Here is a 21,436-nt window from a genome sequence, read left to right as displayed (position 1 = left end):
AGTTGAAAAAGTGTCACTCACCACATTCCTGGTTTTGTCCGAGAAAAGATATTCTAAGTTAGTGCAAGGAGTGATACCACTTCACAACATGTTTGTCACTAGTTATCCTCGTAATGCCCCTCCTTTGGGGGTTGTTGCGGATTTCAAATGTTGCATCAAACAAGTGGGTTGGTATAAAGTTATACGGGGAAGCGCTTGAGCTAGCAAAAATCTCAAGCGCTTTTTCGTGTATAAATAACAAAATTTTCCTCTAATACAGAATAAGTAAGTTTTTAAAAGCACATAATCGTCAAAAGTCATAATTATAAAACTACTCCTAGAGATTCCTCCTGTCCGTTTCAATTGCAAACAACTCTCTAGTAATTCTCACGGAGATTCGCAATTTCAGGGTTTTTGCTGAGATGCAATCCCATTACCAACAATAATATTTATATTTAGTTATTTAGCAGTATAGTTTTAGCTTTCTATCCACTAAAATCGGGCAACCTCAGACCTAAAGGTCTTTTTTTGTAGATAATTGCAGATAGATATCACTCTAGAAGTATCAATAAATGTAGGGTGTGTTGTCGTGTAGCGCAACGCACCGATGCAACATCAAAGATTCTGTTTTACAGCAAATTGCAGATAAGCTAAAACACCTTCGTTATTAGTCTTTTGTCATTTGTTTTTACAAAGAACAAGAGACAAAGCGCAAAGTCTCTTGCGAGGTTTCCTCCGCTCAGAACTTTGTCAGAGAGGACAGATGACAATACTGCTCGGTTAAGGATTTTCAACTCGGAATTTGGTTTGGGGAATAAGGTTAAAGGGTAAGGGTTGAAGGTGTTTTCTTACTCCTTTTCCCCTTCCCCTTTTGCCCTTAACCGACCAGTATTGGGACAGATGACAGTCTTAAACAGAGAATGTGCAACTTAAACGCACACCAGGAGTAGGTATCTTGGCGACTACAGCTTTACCTTATACCTTCAAAAATATAAGGTGCGTTAGCCTACGGCATAACACACCCTACAAAATTCATAGCTGGAATGGTTGTAATTCTTAGCCGATGACAAAATTCACCAACTTTCCAGGTACAACAATTACCTTTTTAATTTCTTTGCCTTCAATGTAACGCTGGGCAACTTCTGATTCTCTGGCATATTTCTCTAAAGCAGCTTTATCAGCTTGCGATGGCACTTGAATTGCACCGCGAGTTTTGCCCATGATTTGAATGACCAAAGTAATCTCATCAGCTACCAAAGCTGCTGCATCAAAAGCTGGCCAATCCTGAGTATGGACAGAACCTCTGTTACCCAATAAATGCCACAATTCATCAGCAATATGTGGCGCAAAGGGAGCAAGCAATACCACTAAAGTCTCAATTCCTTCAGCATATATTGGTGAAGTTTTGCTGCTGCTATCAGTTAGGGCATTACTCAACTTCATCAATTCCGAAATAGCCGTGTTGAATTGATATTCGTCCTCCACATCTTCTGTGACTGCTTGGATAGCAGTATGAATTGCTCGCCGCAGCTCTTTTTCCGGCTTCGTCAAATTAGAGATATCAGCTTTCTTTTTCGATACTCCAGCAGCAATATAATCTGTTACCAACCGCCAAACCCGATTCAAAAAGCGGAATTGCCCTTCAACATCAGCTTCATCCCATTCCAAATCTTTTTCTGGTGGCGCTTTGAACAAGATGAACATTCGCGCTGTGTCTATACCATATTTGTTAATCACATCTTCTGGTGCGACACCATTACCTTTAGATTTAGACATGGTGGCATACAGGCGTTGTAAAGGTTCCCCTGTCTGAGGATCTCGCGGGTTAGCAGGATCTACTAAATGAGAAGCAATCCATTTATCTTTGCCACCCTTATTGGGATTCATGTATGTTAAACCCTGCACCATCCCTTGAGTCAACAGACGTTGGAACGGTTCATCAAAGTTCAACAAGCCTCTATCTCGCAGCACTTTAGTAAAGAACCGCGAATACAACAAATGTAAAATCGCATGTTCAATTCCACCCACATACTGATCCACTGGCATCCAGTCGTTAGTTTTACTGGAATCAAACACCTGTTGTTCGTTCTTTGCGTCAGTAAACCGCAAGAAATACCACGAGGAATCAATAAAGGTATCCATCGTGTCAGTTTCTCGCCTTGCGGGAGTGCCGCAAGTGGGACAAGGCACATTTACCCAGCTTTCTAACTGAGTCAAAGGCGAACCACCACGTCCAGTAAATTCCACTTCTTCTGGTAACTGGACGGGTAAATCTTTTTCTGGGACTGGCACTATCCCACAGTTGGGACAGTGAATCATAGGAATTGGCGCACCCCAATACCGTTGCCGCGAAATTAGCCAATCACGTAGGCGATATTGTACCCGGGCTTTGCCAAAACCTTGCTGTTCGGCATATTCCACGATTGCTTGCTTGGCATCTGTAGAAGCCATGCCACTAAATTGACCAGAATTAATTAAAATTCCTGGTTCGGTATAGGCCTCGTTATATTCAACCTGAATAATATTAGAGACTTCGCCATTTTCATCGGGAATTGTGGAACTAAAATCTTTATCTGCAACTGCCTCCGGTTCGACAATCACAAACTCAATGGGCAAATTATATTTATTGGCAAACTTAAAATCTCGGGCATCGTGGGCAGGTACACCCATGACTGCACCTGTACCATACTCATACAGTACATAGTCAGCAATCCATATCGGCAGTTCTTCCCCAGTAAAGGGATTGATTGCCTTACCGCCTGTGGGGATACCGCGCTTAGGTTTGTCTTCTGCAGTCCGTTCCAATTCGCTTTGATTGGCAACTTCTTGCACAAAAGCATCTACAGCTGCTTGCTGCTCTTTTTTGGTAACGCGCTTGGTTAAAGGATGCTCTGGTGCTAACACCAAATAGCTCACACCATAAACTGTATCTGGGCGTGTAGTGTAGACGCTAATTTTCTCATCTAAGCCGACGATGGGAAATTCCAAGTAGGCCCCTGTGGATTTGCCAATCCAATTGGCCTGCATTAACTTGACGCGTTCTGGCCAACCTGTTAATTTATCCAGGTCATTGAGTAATTCTTCGGCATAGTCAGTAATCTTAAAAAACCACTGCCGTAATAATTTCCGCTCAACTTTTGCCCCACTGCGCCAGGAACGCCCTTCATTATCAACTTGTTCGTTAGCCAATACAGTTTGATCAATGGGATCCCAGTTCACTGCGGCTTCTTTTTGATAAGCTAACCCCGCTTGCAAAAATTGCAAGAAAATCCATTGTGTCCACTTGTAATAGTCTGGCGAACAGGTGGCAACTTCACAGTCCCAATCAATAGATAACCCCAAGCGCTGCAATTGCTGCCGCATCTGGGAAATATTTTGATAAGTCCACTTGGCTGGTGGTACACCACGGTCAATGGCGGCGTTTTCTGCTGGTAAGCCGAAGGCATCCCAACCCATTGGGTGCAGTACCCGATAACCTTGCATTCGCTTGAGGCGGGCGATCACATCAGTAATTGTATAATTACGAACGTGGCCCATGTGTAGGCTACCCGATGGGTAGGGGAACATGGATAAAGCGTAGAACTTTGGCTTGGCGCTATTTGTAGGGGTTTTATCTAAGCCCAGTTCAGCCCATGTTTGTTGCCATTTTTCCTCAATTGCTGCGGGGTTATATCGGGAATCCACCAAAAAATGCTCCTACTGGAATCTTGTTCTATGTCTGCCTCCATATTGTAATGGTAGGCAAACAATTTCAGTTGGGTAAAATAAGCTATGAATGAATTAAACATAAAATTTTCTGGAATTGTGAGCGTTTTTGTTTACGGCACTCTCAAACCAGGGGAAGTTAATTATAAAAGATACTGTGCTGGCAAAGTCGTAGATGTCGAAAGAGCTATAGCCCCAGGTAAACTGTTTGCACTACCAATGGGCTATCCTGCTATGACTCTAGGGGACAGTCAAGTTCAAGGATATTTACTTTCATTTGCCGACTCGAAAGTTTTGAGTCAGCTAGATGAGCTGGAAGATTACCAGCCGCAACGCCAAATGTCAGAAAATCTCTACAATCGCCAGGAGATTGAGATCCACAATCTCCAAGGCTTATCCTTGGGTTTGGCTTGGGTTTATTTTATGTCACCAGAGCAAGTTCAGCAGCTAGGAGGTATGCTGCAAGCCAATGGCTGGTGGACTGGCTGCGGTTTAACTGCCAGCGACCTGCCGTCAGGATTTGCCAATTTATAATTAATTAAGCAATTTAGTTAATATCCTGCCCAAGATGTCCTTGTTTAGGCGCTTCTTGATGCACTGGTTTGGTCGGAGAGGCAACTGCTGCTTTGGGAATTTCGATTACTGGGTTATTGATGGCCACCATCAAAGGTGACTCAGGAACCGCAGGTTCTGGTACAACTTCCTGTCTAGGTTCTATGCGTTGTTGCGCCAGTTGTAGTGTTTTGGTGTCGCCACCTGGAATAATTCCAGCTAGTGAGCCAATAACAACAGCAGCAACAGCAGCACTGCCAAATGCCCAAACTATCTGAGAACGTCGGCGTATCCGTGTCATCACTTGCTCGACGGTTTTCTCTATCGGCTGTTCGCAGGCCGGAACTGGCATTGCCCGCAAGCCTTGCCGGAGATTTAACAATCGCGCGTACAAGCACTTAACGGCAGCATCGTTAGCTAGCCATTCTTCTACTTGCCGACGTTCAGCAGCTGTCACCTCGCCATCGAGGTAAGCACTTAATAACTCGAAGCGATCGCGCTTCACTATATCATCCATAGCACCCGTTGATTCATTGGTAGGCCTAGCCATTCCATCTGCTAACTCTTGATATATTTGCCAGCGAGAACGGTCATCAAACTGAGAATCAGTAGTCATCTTAACATTATTACCAATTCATACACGGGTAAAGACAGCGAATATTTTGGAGAAATTCATCAATTTTCTTTCTAATGGCAGAGTCTCTTTAAAATTTCTACACACTTATTAATCTTTATTAATTAATACTGAAGTTCTGCCATTTGGCAGAGGTAAGACACTGTAAATTTAAGCATCTAGATAGTTTTGCAACTGAGCTTGCAATCTAGATCTAGCTCTGGCGATTCTTGACTTCACAGTTCCTAAGGAAACCCCAGTGATTTCGGCAATTTCTTCGTATGCCAAACCTTCGATTTCTCTGAGAACAATTGTAGTACGGAATACTTCAGGTAAATCAGCGATCGCTTCTCGCAGTTGCTCGTAAAATTCTCTAGTGGTCAGTTCTTCCTCTGGGCCAGGAGTATCTCCCGCAATCTCCCAATCCATCTCGCCATCATCTACTGAGCGGGGAGCATCCAAAGACAAGGGGCTAACAACCCGTTTGCGTTTGCGTAACTCATCGTAAAACAAGTTAGTTGCAATCCGGCTTAACCAGCCTCGAAATTTAGATGGTTCTTGTAGTCGGTTAATATTCCGATACACGCGAATCCAAACTTCCTGAGCCAAATCAGCTCTGTCAGCCCAATCTGGTGCTAAGTGATATAACACGCGATCGACTTGAGTTTGATAGCGGCGCAGTAGTTCTGCAAACGCAGCACGATCAGGGCGCAGTCCGACTTGACAGCGCAAAATTAAATCGTGATTAGAGAGTTTGTCAACTTGCACTGATGCTTCCGAAAAATTCGCATCAACCGTTGACCAGGATACAGTAATCGATTGACTCATAGATCGTACTGGCTTGTAAATCATCCCTTACTATTAGACCTGGTAATTGCCAGGAAGTTCCGCAATCAGGGACGGATTTATGACTGGAACAAGGAAGTGTATAAGTTTGAGCCAAAATTTAGTAATCAGGAGCGCAGTTTTTCAGCCAAGACCCTTGCAAAGCCTGATTTTTAGCGATAATCTTCTCCCAACTAGAGACCCAGCAATGTTACTGACATTTGTGCTGTTAGTGACATCTGGCCTCATACGCTTGACATAAATAGTGAAGAGTGTATAAAGCATATTAGGAAAATTTGGGATTGGGCATGGCGCATTGGGCATTGGTAATTATGAGTTTGTCTACCTTCGCTGATCTACTTTGCTCCGCTGCTTCCTCATTCTCCTTCTGATTATTTGCCTCAAACTTCCCTGGTATTTTTACAAGTATTCAGGAATCAGGGGGATGACTATTCTTCCCCAAAATTTCCTCGAAAAACTAAAATAGGCAAGGTTTTGATATCAGCAACATTTTAGCTAGGACAAAATCAAAATTTTCACATTTTCAGATGTTGTAGCTGCTTGGACTTTTATTTATTTGGGGTTGTGACTAGAATTGTTGCTGATGTTTCTATATGCGGCTGATAATTGGTACCTGTCTTTTGTTGATCTGGTACCCGAACTTGCAAAAAGAAATTAAGGGAAAATGTGATTGTGATTGCTAGCAATAGTTTTTCAAACATGGTCTTCCTCCCACCCACACCATTAATGATTGATTGCTGCACCTCAAAAGTTTCAAGGAGTGAAGTCTGGCATTTCAATATTTATTGGTTAAGACTTCCGCATAGCCTTAGTGTGCCCACTGGTATTTGTAAATTCATAAGGAAATTAAGAAGTATTTATAAATTTTTGATGATTGGATGACTCAGTACATCTAACTAGCCAACGGATATGTCAGGGATCAAAATAGGTGGTGGCAATGATAAGAAATGTAACTGTAACGCGGATAATTATGTGGCTCTGTTTTGGAACAGCAATCTTATCTCTAGCTGTCCATTGGCGTGTTATGTCTACAGGGCAACAGTTTGAGGCGCTAGCATCGAATCAGAATCAACCGAAAAAATTACCTCAAAAAGATCTAGGAGCTACCGCGTTTGGTGCATCTGTACTTCCTGATGAATCTACTCAGAGGACATCTAGATCTAACAAATCCTCGACAACAAAGTTTCATAATACTAATTCGGGAGCAGTCAATAAAAATGTAGCTAGAGCAACTGATGGCTCCCAAAATACGCGACTGATATCGCCAGAACAAAAAAAGAATTCTCTGTTGTCTTTTCTGCCACAGTCATTTTTACCGCAGGTTTTAGCTCAACAAGAATCATCTAATAGTAGTCAGTGGAAAACTGGCGACAAACATGTGTTAGTTGATTTAAGCGATCGCCGTGCCTATGTTTATCGTTCAGATGTAGTCATCGCCAGTTACCCCATTGCAGTGGGTAAAAAGGGTTGGGATACGCCCACAGGTTCTTTTCAAGTGCATCATATGCAACATAACCCTGTATGGCGGCATCCAATTACTAATAAAGTTTTTGCAGCAGGCCCTGATAGTCCTCTGGGAGACCGATGGATTGGATTTTGGTCAGATGGACATAATGAAATTGGCTTTCACGGTACGCCAGATACTAATGTTTTAGGAACTGCGATTTCTCATGGTTGTTTAAGAATGCGTAATCCTGATGTCCGATTGCTGTATGAGCAAGTGAAGGTAGGGACATCAGTGATTGTTCAAGATTGATTTCAGTCATGAAAAGCCATTGCGCCTTTATCCCTTGGTGTAGTGCATCGTCAAGCGGGGAATCTGACAAGGGCAATGGGGTTTCTCCAAGTAAAGCCAGTGATATTCCAGAATCAAAGGTCAACTGAGGATTAACAGTTGACCTGGGACTGGAGACTCTTGAGCATTAAGATTGGGCTTTTTGCTCGAAAGTGGGTGCGTAAACTTGGAGCAGGTTACTAACTTGGCGGAGAACTTCATTACCTGTGCTTTTGGCCACAACAGGCGTTCTATTGTCATTGGGTTGATCGAGGTTACGACCGATCGCTTCACCTATTTGCAGGGCAATTAGTTCTTGAAGTTCTGCCTTAGCGCGCTGACGCTGGTAGTTAGCACCTTCTTCCGTAGTCGCATATAGGGGCGGCAGGCGGTTGAGGGCATAAGCGGCAATATCGCCTACATCTAAAGAGCTTTCGCTAGTAGCTTCAATTTCCGCTACACGGGAGATCGCTTCTGTTAAGACTAACTCCTCCATGACGTTAATAAATTGTTTGCGAGGTACCGCCACAACTTCTCCAGTTAATAGCGCCCCCATTAATCTATCCAGCGCCATATACTCTTCTATTGAGAGTTCAGAGGCGTTATCACAGATGCGCCCAACTTCTGCTTCCATTGCTGGTGTCAAATAACCATCCTGGAGAGCTTGTTCTACAATTTTTTCAATACTCATAACGCTCATCATCTTTTAGCCACCGAAGCAAGGTAGGGACGGTACCAATCTAGTCCATTTTGCCTAATTATAGGCAAAAAAATATACAAATTATGTACAGTCTTGATCAATCTTATCTTTGTTATTCAACAACCTTAGTTCGCCAAGGCGTAGGATCAATCGATACACCATTAACATAAAGACCCCAGTGCAAATGCGGGCCAGTGGAAGCACCCGTTGAACCAACTGCGCCAATTAGCTGGCCTGGTTTAACAATGTCGCCTTCTTTGACATTAATGCGACTGAGGTGCATGAAAATACTGGTGACTCCTTGACCGTGATCGATGCCAATGACATTACCGTGAACCCGAAAACCTTGGGAAACTTTGCCGACTAAAGCCACTTTTCCCGCAGCTGGGGCAACTACGGGTGAACCGGCTGCACCAGCGTAGTCAACGCCACGATGATAATAATCATCTGCAAATTTACCATTATAGTAACGGCGAACACCATAAATTGTACTCACGCGGCCTTTGTTTGGCTGTAAAAAAGGGCCACTCCAGTACTTTTCGGGTGTTTGTAAGGCTTTAAAAGCTGCTACACGTTTTAATTCCAGTTCTGTGGCTTCTACTCCAGCTTTCCCTGGTGGTAGATTTATTCGCTGTACAGGAAAGGTGCGTTTTTGCACTTGCACTGATAAGTTTTGCACCTGATCGTCCCCGGTAACTCGGAGTGTTCTCTTGCCAGCCTGTTCTAGGGGACTTGTGGGGATAAAAGCCCGATATTGATTAGGTGCAATTTCAAACGCAGGGTAAGTCTTATCGCCACTCGTCACTGTGGGATTATTACCATTGGCGGGATTATCTACATTAATCACAACTGAGATTGTGTCACCCAATTTAGGACTATTAGGATTTACCTGTACCTGCAAAGCATCGACAGGCAATGCCAAGGCGACGGGAATCGCAGCAAACATCCCCGTGAGCAAATTTGCTGTTCGTCGATGGGGTGTCAGACCTTTGATATTAAAACCAAGCCACTGAGTTTGAGAATTATTAGTGCGATTCTCGATAGTCATAGAGCCACAAAAAAACCTAACTTCTGTGGACAACAGACTAGCTTACTACTACTAGTGTTTCCTCATAGAAGTAAATATTCTCTAAAAAGATAAATCTTTTTAAATTGTCCAGAGGCTAAACTCTAATTGCCTAATTGTCAAGAATCGGGAACCAAATTTATTTTAAATCTTTTGGCTAGCTGAAATAAATCACAGTTTAGCCATCAAGGAAAGAAGAATTTAGGGAATTACGGATAGTTTAACTGTATTTCTAGTTTAGTCTAGCGATCGCAGACAATTATTTTTATACTGTTACAAAATTTTAGCTAAACCAAGCCAGCCACAGAGGAAGTACTAGGAGCAATCCGACAAAAGTTAAGGCAATACTGCTGGCTAGCAAGTTTCGGTCTAATTCATAAACTTCCGCCAAAATCAGTACTGAAAGCCCGGTGGGTGTCCCAGACATCAGTACTAGTACTAACCTTGGTTCACCAATTACACCTACATAGGTAGCGCCTAACCCCACCAACAAAGGCACAATCAAAACTTTCAGCAGACTGGCCACTACAGCCATTTTCAAACTATTGCCGATTTTGATGGCTGTCATTCGTAAGCCCACCAACAACAAAGCAAAAGCTATCACTACCCAAACAGCTTGTTCTAGCCCTGACTCAACGACTGGGGGCAATTTGATAAATTGAGTATTTAACCCAATAAAAAATGCCCACAAACTCGGGACAGTTACCAAATCCCGCACCTGAATCCACCAATGGTTTTTAATTTCTCTGTTACCAAAATAGCTGGCAATTAAAACAGCAATGCCGTAGGTGCCTATAACATTGTTGGTAACGCTGAATAATACTGCCCAGTCCATATTGCTAGGGCCAGTTAACACCTGTGCAAGTGTCAAGCCGACAAAGCCTGTGTTGCCTAAAATCGTAGCTAAAATAAAACTGCCTAAACTGGCTCGCACCACAGGATCATCAAATGAATTTTCTGCTTGCTGTTTGGGACTGGTGCTGACTCGCAATCCCCACCAAAATAACAGTGCGAAAACCAGACTCAGCAGCAATACTCCAATGGCGATCGCAGGTATTAGCCCCCCATGAGATAAATCAGTGTGACGTGCTAAAACAAAAAGTTGCAGGGGAACTCCTACCCAATAAAGCCCATACCCCAGTAATTTGAGAAAACTCTCGGGGATAAACCGAGATAGCACTAGTCCTAGTCCTATCCAAGTCAATAGAGGAGTGTAAGCATGTAACAGGTTTTCAATCATTGTCAAATTGGCACCTTTATTCAGGTGTCAGCAGGATTGCTGTAAACAGCACTTTCCTATTGTCAAACTGTTACGACTTTTTACTTATTGCTTTACAAAATTTAAAATACTTGACGTTTAGCCCTAAGAGTTAATAGACAAAGCTTAAGAAAACCTTTATTTTTACGACTTCTAGGCAACTGGCAACAGCTTTTAGTGGGAATAAATAATTTATAAGATAAAAAACTTTAAATTGAATTATTTAATTGATAACTTTAACTTTTGACTTTAATTGACCGTCTTCGAGATGCACAATGCGATCGCCTATATCGAGAATCCGATTATCATGAGTCACCATGAGGATGGTACAGCCTTGTTCCTTTGCCAATTTTTGCATCAGGTTGACGACATCTCGCCCCGATTGACCATCAAGCGCCGCAGTCGGTTCATCAGCTAGAACAATTTGGGGATGACTGACTAAAGCACGGGCGATCGCAACTCGCTGTTTTTGTCCCCCTGATAATTGATCGGGGTAGTAATGCAAGCAATTTTCTAAGCCTACTTGCTCTAACATTTGAGCTGAACGCCTATGCATTTCGGCTAATTCAATATGCTGGTGGAATTCCAAACCCATTTTGACGTTTTGGAGTGCCGTCAAACTACCGTGTAAATTATGCGCTTGAAAAATATAACCATTACGTCGTCGTGACTCTACTAGTTGTTGGTGACTAGCACCGCAAAGTTCTCGCCCCAAAACCTGCAAACTACCAAATTGGGCAGAACGCAACCCACCCACCAAGGTGAGAAGTGTTGTCTTCCCAGAACCAGAGGGGCCAGTCATGAAAACTATTTCACCACTGTAAATCTCCAGGTTGATATTAAATAAAACTTGCTTGCGGAGTTGACCATGACCAAAATAGTGGTCGAGATTGCGGATCGAGATCACTGGCATAGTGGGGACTGGGGACTGGGGACTGGGGACTGGGGATTGGGGACTGGGGATTGGGAACAAGGGGGATCAGGGGACAAGGATAAATCCCAATTAACAATTGACCAATGCCCTATGCCCATTGCCCCATGCCCATTGCTAAAACATATCAGCGGGGTCAGCAGATTGGAGTTTGCGGGTGGCGATCGCACCGGAAATGGTACACATGATGATGGTGAGTAATAGCACTTGTAAAGCTCTGATTCCAGTCATGTAAATTGGTAAATTTGTGGCGTTGCGGGTGAGATAGTAAAGCCCTAACGAGGCTGCTGTACCTGGAATAAAGCCTAATAAAGCCAAAATTACTGCTTCTTCAAACACGACGCATAGCAAGTATAAATTGCGATAACCCATAGCTTTAAAGGTGGCATATTCTCTGACATGGGCATTCACATCTGTAGATAGGACTTGATAAACCAGAATCACCCCTACAGAAAAACCCATCGAGACACCGAGATTAAAAATAAACCCGATTGGGGAGTTGCGACTCCAAAAATCATTTTCAAATTGAATAAATTGTTCATGAGTCAGGATTTTGACTTCGTTTCCTAGATGGGATTTTAATCCTGCTACTACTTGTTGAATGTCAGCACCGGGTTGTAGCTGAATCAAACCGACACTGATATTGGCTGCTGGTTGGTGTGGAAATAGCCGCAGAAAGTTCTCATCGCTAGTCATTAAAGTGCCATCAGCACCAAAAGAAGCCCCGACTTTGAATAAACCACTAATAGTTACCGTTCGGCGTTCAATTTCTGTCTTCACAGGTTTACCCTGTTCTAGTTGGGCAATCGTTTGTTGATATTCGCCTCTAGCGCCACGGTCGAATAATACGGTATATGGTTGTTTAATTGCTTGTAATTGTTGATTAACTTCCGGTAAATCGAAAGTTGGTTTATCTGGGTTGAACCCAATCACCAAAATTTCTGTGTCACGTCTTGTTTGGGGATTCTTCCAAATCATTGTACCGATATAAATTCCTTCAGCTGACTTTACCCCTGGTATATCCATAGCTTGATAAAGTCGCCGCCGAGAAAAGGTAGATATTCTTTGCAGGTTACGGGTTTGGGAACCAATGACAACGATGTCTGAAAGTAAACTGCGATGCAGTCTGGTGTTACTGTCATATAAAGCACTCTGAAAACCAAACTGCATAAACATCAGAACATCAGCAAAAGCGATGCCTGATAATGCTACCAGCAGCCGACTTTTTTCATGACTCAGTTGCAGCCATCCTAAAGGTGTTCGTCGTCGTAGTTGTTGCAAAATTCCCATCATTGAAGTGGTGAGTAAAGTCAAGATTCATAGAGACGCGATTCATCGCGTCTGTACAAGAGTCAACAGTTTTTTTATTCCTAATCCCGAGTCCCTAGTCCCCAGTACCCAGCCCCTTTGATAGTTGAATTACCACTTTGACTTGCATATTGGTAAACTTGGCAGCTTTCTGGCTGGAGTCTGGATCTAAACGTACATGAACTTCAATAACTCGGGCATCAATGTTGCTAGCTGGATCGGTATTGATGACATTCTGGCGGCGTACTTGTAAACCAATCCAATCGACGGTTCCCTGCAATTCATGGGGGAGAAATTCATTCACTACTTGCACTCTTTGCCCTGGATGTACTTTGCTGATATCGCTTTCGTAGACTTCGGCTACTGCATACATTTGGTTGGTTTGGCCGATGTTAGCGATACCGTCATCTGAAACTATTTCTCCCGGACGGCTATGGATCTCGAATACTTGTCCAGCTTGAGGCGATCGCACGTAAGCTTGTTGTAAGTTTGCTTGTGCTAAATTCATGGCTGCTATGGCGCGATCTACTTCTGCTTTAGCTGCTGCAACATCTACGCTGCGAACCTCGCTAATTTGATCTAGGTTAGCTGCAGCTTCTTTGAGTTGTTGCTGGCTTGCTGATTGAATTTGCTGCAACTGCGCTTGGGCTTGTTGGAGATTTTTACGGGCACTTTCTAAGGCGAGACGCTTACTATCTTTTTGGGAAGCGGAAATTGCACCTTGTTCATACAACTGCTGATAGCGGTTGTCTTCTGCTGCGGCATTATCAACTTGAGCCTGGAAACGTTCAACTGTAGCGATTTGTGCCGCAATATTACCTTTGCGTTCTGCTGCTAAACGTGCGATCGCAGCTTGCTGGGCTAGGATTTCACCAGGTTTCGCGCCAGCTTGGGTTTTAGCGAGGTTTGCCTGGGCAACTTTGACTTGTTCTTGGGCTTCTTTTAATGCTGCTTGTAGGCGATCGCGACTGTCTAAAATGGCTATGATTTGACTTTTTTTAACTCTATCTCCTTCCTTAATCAACAACTGCTCTACTCGGCTTCCTTGTGTAGAAACAGTAGCAGAAAGTTTAATTATCTCTCCCTTTGGCTCAAGTCTTCCTAAAGCTGTTACTGTTGTGATTTCTGGTAATTTTTTCGCTGCGACCTTTGTATCTAAATTACCAGAATATTGCAATCGTTTTACTGCATAAAAGCTGATGCTGCCAACCAATAAAGATGCAACTATACTGATAAAAACAGATAGACGCAGAATCGATTTAGGGGACAATCTGTACCCTAACTTTGAGTTTTGCACCATACATTACCTCTTACTGGTGGCGCATACAATCTAAACTTGGAAAGTAATTAGTTTATCGATAATTAAGTAATTGCTACCAAGTATCTATTCAGACATTCACGTTAAATTTAGATTAATTGGTGTGAATAAATTAGAGTTTTTCTGACAATTCATAGGTGGTTTTACTTAACCATTGGTTAACTCTCTTATCTGTCATTTAATGTTGACTGATTATTGTTTTATAATTTTTAACTCCATCTAAAAACTGAATAGTTGAGAAACTCAGCATAGAACATTTTGAGATAGCAGAATATAACAATAAAAGCCTGTCTCAAGCATTCAATAATTAAGCTTAAATAAACTACTTTTGTTTTGTTAAGGTCTGGAAGTATGTTAGACGCTTTCAATTTTATGGGTTGTAACAGCGCCAACAATCAAAGCTAAATAACTATATTTCATAACTTTTACATTTTTATAAAAATATTTGCTTTGTATGAAATAAACCTGGTACTGATAAATTTACAGATACAGCAGATTCGATATTTATGAGGTACAGCAACTAATTGAAAAAAGTAATGAGTAATAAGTAGTGAGTAATAAGTAAATTTCCTCTCAAAGGGTGACAACCTACCTATAAAGGTTGCTGCAAGTTTAAAAATCGTTGTAGGTTGCGTTTGCGACTGCCATATTGAATCGGTTGGGGAAAGACACTCGCTAAAACTGAGAGTTTCGCTTGACGATGAACTTGTAGCAATAACAACAATAATTTTAAAGTTATACTAATTTGAAAAAAGAATGCGACAGATTGTAGGGGCAAGGCAGTGCTCATACGTGTCAACTTAACGTGAAACCCGCTTGGTTGCAAGGTTTTGCCCTCACCCCCAGCCCCTCTCCCTGTGGGCGAGGGGAGCAAGAGATTCAATTCCCCTTCTCCCTCAGGGAGAAGGGGTTAGGGGATGAGGGCGAGGGATTTGTACAACGCCCGCCGTATATAGCTTTGAGCTTAAGTTTACACCTCTGGGCACTGCCTTGCCCTCTAGAATATATTGATGTGTCGCAAACATTATTTGATTTGGTATTAGATACTGGCTTTCATTCAGATGGCTACGCAGGGTTTTTTGCTAAGATTCAGGAAACATATTTTTCTGGGGGAGCCACAAAAATGCTCCCTATTTTTTGTCTCCACCATCTTTTCAAAGTTTTGTCCTATCTACCTTAGAGTTGCCTTGTCACCCTCTCAGAATCACAAATGCCTTGATGTTCTTTATAAATGCTCAGGAGAAAGTTCAGTTAAACGCTGATTTTGAAAGTGTGTAGACATTGCACCCAATGCTTTTAAATGTCAGTAATTGCACCCCTCACCAAAATGACTGTACTTTCTACACCAGAAGCGATCGCTTCGGGAATATTACCTTGAATTGCCTGCTGTAATAACCCTTCTCGGGAAGCGCCTAAAACTACTACATCGTACCCCTCGGTTTTTACTAAGTTAATTACGCCTTGGGAAACTGAATCAGCTTCAACTGGGCAAGCAATTACCGTACTAGATAATTTGCGGTGGTGAATTAGCTGGCGGATGGACTGTTCTAAAATTGTCATGTCTGGTTCTAATTCCGATGGTTTAAATACCCTGGTGAGGCGGATGAGGGGATCGTCTCCTAATGTCACTAAAGCTGGAAGTAATTTAATCGCCATCCTGGCATTGGGGCCACCAGCCATAGGTACTAACCAACGGTTGAATGACTGTTGACTGTTGACTGTTGACTGTTGACTGTTACCTAATTTGACTAACATGACATCGCAGGTAGCTTGGCGAATGATGCTATCGACAACTGTGCCAAAAATCCTACCTGGGGTAGATGTGTTACCTTTCCAACCCATCAAAATTAGGTCAATGTGACGTTCGTTGATTGTCTCTAAAATCGCTTGGGCGACATCATGGGCGACGCGGATTTGTGTATGTACAGGAATGCGCCACTTTTTGGCTAATACTTCTGCTTGTCTGAGTAAGCGGCGACTTTTGGCTGTCCTAACTTGGGTTTCGGTGGGGGAACTGTGGCGCGAGACTAAAATAACTTGCACACACTCGATTTCATAATGGCGATCGCGGGCGATCGCAGCTGCCATTTGTAATAAAGTCGCTGCTGTTTCGGGGTTAGCAACTGTGACTAGTAATCTACCTCTGCCAACGTTGGGCGCTCGCGTTTGGTAAACTACATAAGATGGTTCGGGTTGCGGCCCTGGTGTCGCATTCTCGCAGTTGAGATAGTCGGCTTCTGCACGAATAATATCTGCACGGGTAATAATGCCAATCAGTTTTCGCCCTTCTACTACTGGTAGGCGACTAATTTGATAACGATCCAGCAAATACAACACATTACTGAGGTTGTGTTTTGGTGTGACCGTGATTGGGCTGGGTGTCATAATCTCCCGTAGAGGCGTATCATTTGGGATATTGCGATCGCGGATTTTGAGTAAATCAGATTGAGTAATAATGCCTACAAGCTTGCCTTCTTCAACTACCGGAAATCCCCGGTGATGAGAACGTGAGAATGCTTGTATAGCCTCCTCTGCACTCATTTCTACATCCAGAGTTTCTACTCGTTGTTGCATCACATTATTAGCTGTTAATGTTCTCATGACGCTCTCTACAGGAACATTACAAGCGAGGGTGATACCTTTTAACAGTAAAAGCTTCTCGTACAGCGAACCAGGGACTACTTTCTCGGCAACCAAGTAAGATGCTACACAAACAATCATTAAAGGTAGCACTAGGTTGAAATCGGTAGTCATCTCAAACACAATCACAATGGCTGTGATGGGGACTTTAGAAACGGCGCTAAAAAATCCGCCCATTCCCGCTAAAGCGTAGGTAGTAGGTAAACCACCTCCTAAAATTTGGGACTCAAATACACCAATGATGTGCCCTAAACAAGAACCTAAAATTAGGCTAGGTGCGAATAAACCTCCAGGTGCGCCGGAACCAAAGGCGATCAAGGTAAGAACGAACTGCGCCACAAATGCGATCGCCGCTAATAAAGGATTGGCATCACCTGTAATAAAATACTCTCTTAACCCAGTATTATCACGAAAAGAAGCAGGAAGGATAGCGATGACACAACCAGATATAAAACCTGCTAAAGCTACTCTGAGCGGTAAACTGATGTGTAATCGGCGATAAGTTTTGATACTAAAAACTAAACCCTGATTAAATAATGCACCGAACAATCCAGCTAAAATGCCCAACAGCAGGAAAAAAGGAATTTCTGGGATGGAAAATTGACTTTGGGATTGAGTTAAATGCAGGTTTAAGTCTAGACTACCGCCACCCAATAAACGAGATATTACCCCACCAATAAACGAGGCGATAATTGCAGTTCCCAGAGTTAGTCCTGATAAATCTTGGAGTAACTCTTCCACAATAAACAAGACACCTGCGATCGGCGCATTAAACGCAGCTGCCAAACCTGCACCCGCACCTGCTGCAATCATCTGTCGGCGGTAATCTGGAGAGGTGGGAACCCAACGACTCATCCCAGCTGCTAAACCTGCACCTACTTGCACAGTGGGGCCTTGCCGTCCTAGAGTCATACCAGAACCCAAGGCAATAATGGCGCTGAATAGCTTCACAGCTGCCACACGCCAAGATAGAGTTATGGGCACATTAGCCAACGAAGCTTTAACTTGTGGAATACCGCTACCTGAAGCCTCTGGCGCAAACCTTTCTACCAACCAGCCAGAGACATACCCCAAACTCATGCCCACTAAAGGTAACGCCAACCATACCGGAAACAAGTGAGTCGTATGAACTCGCCATGTCCCCAACCATCCCGATCCCACTTTCAAAAACACTGCCGATAAAGCAGCGACAATACCGATCACAGATGCTTGTGCGATCGCTAAACCTCTTCTTGGCTGCCACAGTCTACGAAAGCGCTGAGTCAGAACAGGGAGCGGCATAAAAATTTAAAAAATATTAAGTTATTAATACATCAAATCATATTTTAGATGGGGATTGGGGACTGGGGACTAGGGATTGGGGATTGGGGATTGGGGATTGGGGAAAGGTAAAGGGGGAAAGGTAAAGGGGGAAAGGTAAAAGGGAAAAGGAGATAAATACCATTCATTACCAATTACCAATTACCAATTACCCATTACCCATTACCATGCCCCATGCCCCATGCCCTATGCCCCACATCCATTATTGACTGCTTGCAAGCGCAGATTTCAGTTTCAGCTTGACGTTGGTTCCCCGTTTGAGAACTACTTCACCGCCAGGGCTGGATAAAACATAAGCAGTCGCAGCTGCCGCACCCCCTAAACCACCATGTTTAACATTGGTTTTCTTACCGATAAAATGGCCTGCAACGGCTCCACCTAGAATCAGTCCAGCATTTTGGATAAATTTGCCTTTAGTTTTCGTTTCTACTTGAGTATTAACTAAAGCCGCATCAATCGGATAGGTTTCGCCATTTTTCAAGGTAATTTCATCAAAAACTAGACGTAGACTAGCTTTTTTACCTTTAGCAGCTTTAACTACATTTTCTATGTGTCCTTGAATTTCCGCATTTTTTAAGTCTGGTTTTACACCTTTAACCGAGTTTTTAACTCGCAGTGTAAAAGGCTCATTATCGCTATTTTTACCAGTAGATAACTCTTTTTGCAGTACAGTATCTAAGCTGGTTCCGGCTGGTACAGATATTTGTGAATTTTGGGTATTACTGGTGTTTTTAGTAGTCTGAGTAGTTTGAGCAGTTTGAGTAGTTTGAGTAGTTTGATTAGAATTAGCATTGTTGGCAACTTTATCATTTGGCTTACTACAAGCTACGGTGTTAGTAAGTAAAGCCGCACTCAGTAATAGTGGTACAAAACTTTTCATTTTTGGCTTTTGTGAAATTGGGTGGCTATAAAATTTAAATTGGAGTCAGCAAAACTGCTAAAACTCTAATTTTTCAAAGATTATATGCCAAATCAGAAATAGAGCATTGATTCTCTTTATAAATGTTGTGAATATTGGTGCTTAGTAAGTAATATTTTGTAATCTTATTCTTTCTTAATAGAAATACAGTCCAGTAGTGGACTGACACGCCTAAAATGAGGCATTAGATTTGATGAAATGAACCGTAGATAAACGCAGATAAACGCCGATGAATTTTTGCTATTGCACCAAATTAGCTGTGTCATTCCAGTAGGGTGCGTTACGCCAAAGGCTAACGCACCATTATGCGAGTAGGTTAATGATATTGCTATATCTTAACTCGCCCAAGTATCACGCCATTTAACAGTACCTTGATCGCTTAAAATCCAGCGACGGCTAACCAGATTTTCGCGCAATGGTGGTTGATTTTTTCGCCAAAGCGCATATTTATAACATATGGCTTTACCCGCGCTTTCATTAAACGGAATTTCCCCAAACCAAGTGTTTTCATTGATATATTCTAAAGCGTAAGCTTTGCTAATATCCCAATCGCCTAACTCTGGACAATCACCAATTACGACAACTGTATCGCCTGGTTGTGTCTTTAAGCCATTTACCTGCGCTCTCACAATGGTTTTTCCTTTGACTCGCTCACCTAAATAGCTGAGGACAATTAACTCTTTTGCAGCCAATTTTAGCCCTAAAATTTTGCCATTTTTAACTTCAATTTGGCGCTTGGTAACAATACAGTTATATTCCCCATCTTCTAATTCTGTATGCTCCAAATTAATAGTAGTGGCAGCACCTTTATTCATGGCTACAAAACAGCGATAATCTCGATAACTCCGTAAATAACAATAGACATTATCGGTAATATATTTCTGTTTTTGGCTACCCAGAGATACAGCAGGGTTTAAACGCCGCAATTTAGATAATAATTGCATATCCTGGTAAAGCTCTGTATCTGTGTCCCACTTTTCCATCATGGGACGATTATAAGGATCGTTACCGCCATTAGTATCGTTATGGAGATATTGCTCAGTTCCGTAATAAATACAAGGAATGCCGCGACTAGTCATAATGAATGCGATCGCTAGCCGCAACAGTGCTGGATCTGAATTGAGACTTTGAAATCGCGGCATATCATGATTATCAATAAAGGTAATCAGTTCTGTAGCTGTATTGTAGAGATAATCAAGGTTCAAAATATCTTGAATTAAATGAAATCCGCCTGGTAATCCTTGTGCTAAGGCTTCGCGAATTGCACCACATAAACCAAAGTCTAAAATTGACATTCCAGACTCGTTAGCAAATTTAATTGAGCTACTCTTATTGGGATTGCTAAAACCCCATTCGCCAAAAGTAAATACAGAAGGTTTATGAGTTTGGATATCGCTATTAAATTCTTGCCAAAACCAAATCGGCATATGCTTGACTGTATCAACTCGTAAAGCATCAACGCCTCGGTCTAACCATTGCTTAATTGCAGTTTTAATATAATGACGATAATCAGGATTACTTTCATTGAAAGTTGCTAATCCTGCCATTTCGTAATATAGTAATTGTTCTTCGTTTTCCCAATCAGTAATTTCGGGATTATGGTAATACCAATTATTAACATCATTATAATAATCGGCAATTAATACACCATCTTCGTAAAGTTTACCTTTTTCTCCATTCACATCTGGGCTACTGTGATTACAAACAATATCCAAAATCAGCTTCATACCTCGCTCATGCAAGCCAGCAATTAAGGTATCAAAGGTGCTACATCTAAATAGAGAATTATCGTCATGAGTAGCTAAGAATCTGGGATTAATGCGTTTAAAATCTTTTGTCCAGTAGCCATGCATCGCCGCATTTTCAAACTGTAATGCTTCTACTTGCTCAAATAGCGGTGAAATCCAAATAGCTGTAACTCCGAGATTTTTTAGGTAATCTAATTTATCGATAATTCCTTGCAAATCTCCACCCCAATATTTACCCCACTTTTGCTTCGTGGGATCATACAGTTCAGGATGAGCGCCTGGATTATTACTAGGGTCACCATCCTTAAATCGGTCTACAATGATAAAGTAAATTGTTTCTTGGCGAAATTCAATTGCTCTGGTGAAGAGAAACTCCACATCTGAGATAGTTTCGGATGTAACTGTATCAGTATGAAACCCAGCAGCAGCTTTAGTCGCTTGAGTTTCAATCTCGGACTTGGCTGAAGAAATTTGCACCATAATCTTATTAAAAAATACTAAAGTTTTGGCTTTTTCTAGTGAACTTATGCGTAGGTATTTCCAGCTTGACCTATCACAAATTTTACATTGTAGTTAGTAACTAGAGCTAGCGATGAGTATCTTATAAGAATTTTAGATTTATATACCAATTTGAAAAAAGAATGCGACAGATTGTAGGGGCACGGGCATTGCCCTGCCCTCTAGAATATTATTGATGTGTCGCAAATATTATTTGATTTGGTATTAGATTTTGGATGGGAAACCTGATTAAATTTCTAT

14 protein-coding genes and 1 pseudogene are annotated in these 21,436 nt (G+C 42.2%); 2 read left to right on the top strand and 13 right to left on the bottom strand.

Annotated features, from left to right (window positions below; translation table 11 throughout):
- Nucleotides 1–1,035: 1,035 nt before the first annotated feature.
- Entirely contained in the window at nt 1,036–3,663 is a 2,628-nt protein-coding gene (leuS, locus tag HGR01_RS35400; protein ID WP_045873430.1) for a leucine--tRNA ligase, read from the bottom strand.
- A gap of 87 nt (nt 3,664–3,750) precedes the next feature.
- On the opposite strand from leuS, the gene HGR01_RS35395 reads away from it, so the two are divergent.
- Nucleotides 3,751–4,218 (top strand): gamma-glutamylcyclotransferase, encoded by a 468-nt coding sequence (locus HGR01_RS35395; protein ID WP_045873429.1) that lies wholly within the window; start codon nt 3,751–3,753, stop codon nt 4,216–4,218.
- A gap of 13 nt (nt 4,219–4,231) precedes the next feature.
- Here the strand turns inward: HGR01_RS35395 and HGR01_RS35390 are convergent, their stop codons facing one another.
- Together HGR01_RS35390 and HGR01_RS35385 are read right to left on the bottom strand one after the other, a co-directional pair.
- A complete protein-coding gene (locus HGR01_RS35390) occupies nt 4,232–4,852 on the bottom strand; it encodes an anti-sigma factor family protein (RefSeq protein ID WP_045873428.1) in 621 nt (206 codons plus the stop codon).
- A 168-nt stretch (nt 4,853–5,020) separates the two neighbouring features.
- Nucleotides 5,021–5,677 carry a sigma-70 family RNA polymerase sigma factor gene (locus HGR01_RS35385; RefSeq protein WP_045873427.1) on the bottom strand — a complete coding sequence of 219 codons (657 nt, stop codon included), beginning with the start codon at nt 5,675–5,677 and terminating at the stop codon, nt 5,021–5,023.
- Between the two features lie 955 nt (nt 5,678–6,632).
- Between HGR01_RS35385 and HGR01_RS35375 the strand changes: the two genes are divergently transcribed.
- Complete coding sequence (locus HGR01_RS35375; protein ID WP_194007817.1) at nt 6,633–7,451, top strand: L,D-transpeptidase; 819 nt, start codon at nt 6,633–6,635, stop codon at nt 7,449–7,451.
- A gap of 166 nt (nt 7,452–7,617) precedes the next feature.
- Here HGR01_RS35375 and HGR01_RS35370 read toward each other — a convergent pair whose 3' ends face one another.
- The 10 genes and pseudogenes from HGR01_RS35370 to HGR01_RS35325 all read right to left on the bottom strand — a co-directional run bounded on the left by HGR01_RS35370 (nt 7,618) and on the right by HGR01_RS35325 (nt 21,157).
- A complete protein-coding gene (locus tag HGR01_RS35370) occupies nt 7,618–8,160 on the bottom strand; it encodes a late competence development ComFB family protein (RefSeq protein WP_045873462.1) in 543 nt (180 codons plus the stop codon).
- Between the two features lie 121 nt (nt 8,161–8,281).
- Entirely contained in the window at nt 8,282–9,217 is a 936-nt protein-coding gene (locus tag HGR01_RS35365) for a M23 family metallopeptidase (RefSeq protein ID WP_045873425.1), read from the bottom strand.
- Between the two features lie 301 nt (nt 9,218–9,518).
- Nucleotides 9,519–10,475: an AEC family transporter gene (locus HGR01_RS35360; RefSeq protein ID WP_045873424.1), complete on the bottom strand. Its 957-nt coding sequence runs from the start codon at nt 10,473–10,475 to the stop codon at nt 9,519–9,521.
- Nucleotides 10,476–10,716: 241 nt separating this feature from the next.
- Nucleotides 10,717–11,406: a DevA family ABC transporter ATP-binding protein gene (locus HGR01_RS35355; RefSeq protein ID WP_045873423.1), complete on the bottom strand. Its 690-nt coding sequence runs from the start codon at nt 11,404–11,406 to the stop codon at nt 10,717–10,719.
- A 135-nt stretch (nt 11,407–11,541) separates the two neighbouring features.
- Nucleotides 11,542–12,717, bottom strand: coding sequence for an ABC transporter permease DevC (gene devC / locus HGR01_RS35350; protein WP_228045489.1), 1,176 nt, complete (start codon nt 12,715–12,717; stop codon nt 11,542–11,544).
- Nucleotides 12,718–12,808: 91 nt separating this feature from the next.
- Nucleotides 12,809–14,032 (bottom strand): ABC exporter membrane fusion protein, encoded by a 1,224-nt coding sequence (locus tag HGR01_RS35345; RefSeq protein ID WP_228045486.1) that lies wholly within the window; start codon nt 14,030–14,032, stop codon nt 12,809–12,811.
- Nucleotides 14,033–14,651: 619 nt separating this feature from the next.
- Nucleotides 14,652–14,840: pseudogene (locus HGR01_RS35340) on the bottom strand (hypothetical protein); the annotation flags it as partial.
- A 506-nt stretch (nt 14,841–15,346) separates the two neighbouring features.
- Nucleotides 15,347–17,971 (bottom strand): chloride channel protein, encoded by a 2,625-nt coding sequence (locus HGR01_RS35335; RefSeq protein WP_045873421.1) that lies wholly within the window; start codon nt 17,969–17,971, stop codon nt 15,347–15,349.
- A 241-nt stretch (nt 17,972–18,212) separates the two neighbouring features.
- Nucleotides 18,213–18,890, bottom strand: a complete 678-nt coding sequence (locus HGR01_RS35330) for a hypothetical protein (protein WP_045873420.1) — start codon at nt 18,888–18,890, stop codon at nt 18,213–18,215.
- Between the two features lie 374 nt (nt 18,891–19,264).
- A complete protein-coding gene (locus HGR01_RS35325; protein WP_045873419.1) occupies nt 19,265–21,157 on the bottom strand; it encodes an alpha-amylase family glycosyl hydrolase in 1,893 nt (630 codons plus the stop codon).
- Between the last annotated feature and the right edge of the window lie 279 nt (nt 21,158–21,436).

The organism is Tolypothrix sp. PCC 7712, from assembly GCF_025860405.1.
GTDB lineage: Bacteria > Cyanobacteriota > Cyanobacteriia > Cyanobacteriales > Nostocaceae > Aulosira > Aulosira diplosiphon.
This window is presented reverse-complemented; position numbering and strand designations above follow the sequence as displayed.

What these genes read in the sequence shown, in the direction of transcription:
- devC (WP_228045489.1), bottom strand. Translation starts at nt 12,717, where the DNA reads ATGATGGGAATTTTGCAACAACTACGACGACGAACACCTTTAGGATGG.
- HGR01_RS35330 (WP_045873420.1), bottom strand. Translation starts at nt 18,890, where the DNA reads ATGAAAAGTTTTGTACCACTATTACTGAGTGCGGCTTTACTTACTAAC.
- HGR01_RS35395 (WP_045873429.1), top strand. Translation starts at nt 3,751, where the DNA reads ATGAATGAATTAAACATAAAATTTTCTGGAATTGTGAGCGTTTTTGTT.
- HGR01_RS35360 (WP_045873424.1), bottom strand. Translation starts at nt 10,475, where the DNA reads ATGATTGAAAACCTGTTACATGCTTACACTCCTCTATTGACTTGGATA.
- HGR01_RS35385 (WP_045873427.1), bottom strand. Translation starts at nt 5,677, where the DNA reads ATGAGTCAATCGATTACTGTATCCTGGTCAACGGTTGATGCGAATTTT.
- HGR01_RS35335 (WP_045873421.1), bottom strand. Translation starts at nt 17,971, where the DNA reads ATGCCGCTCCCTGTTCTGACTCAGCGCTTTCGTAGACTGTGGCAGCCA.
- HGR01_RS35375 (WP_194007817.1), top strand. Translation starts at nt 6,633, where the DNA reads ATGATAAGAAATGTAACTGTAACGCGGATAATTATGTGGCTCTGTTTT.
- HGR01_RS35370 (WP_045873462.1), bottom strand. Translation starts at nt 8,160, where the DNA reads ATGAGTATTGAAAAAATTGTAGAACAAGCTCTCCAGGATGGTTATTTG.
- HGR01_RS35390 (WP_045873428.1), bottom strand. Translation starts at nt 4,852, where the DNA reads ATGACTACTGATTCTCAGTTTGATGACCGTTCTCGCTGGCAAATATAT.
- HGR01_RS35345 (WP_228045486.1), bottom strand. Translation starts at nt 14,032, where the DNA reads ATGGTGCAAAACTCAAAGTTAGGGTACAGATTGTCCCCTAAATCGATT.
- HGR01_RS35365 (WP_045873425.1), bottom strand. Translation starts at nt 9,217, where the DNA reads ATGACTATCGAGAATCGCACTAATAATTCTCAAACTCAGTGGCTTGGT.
- HGR01_RS35355 (WP_045873423.1), bottom strand. Translation starts at nt 11,406, where the DNA reads ATGCCAGTGATCTCGATCCGCAATCTCGACCACTATTTTGGTCATGGT.
- HGR01_RS35325 (WP_045873419.1), bottom strand. Translation starts at nt 21,157, where the DNA reads ATGGTGCAAATTTCTTCAGCCAAGTCCGAGATTGAAACTCAAGCGACT.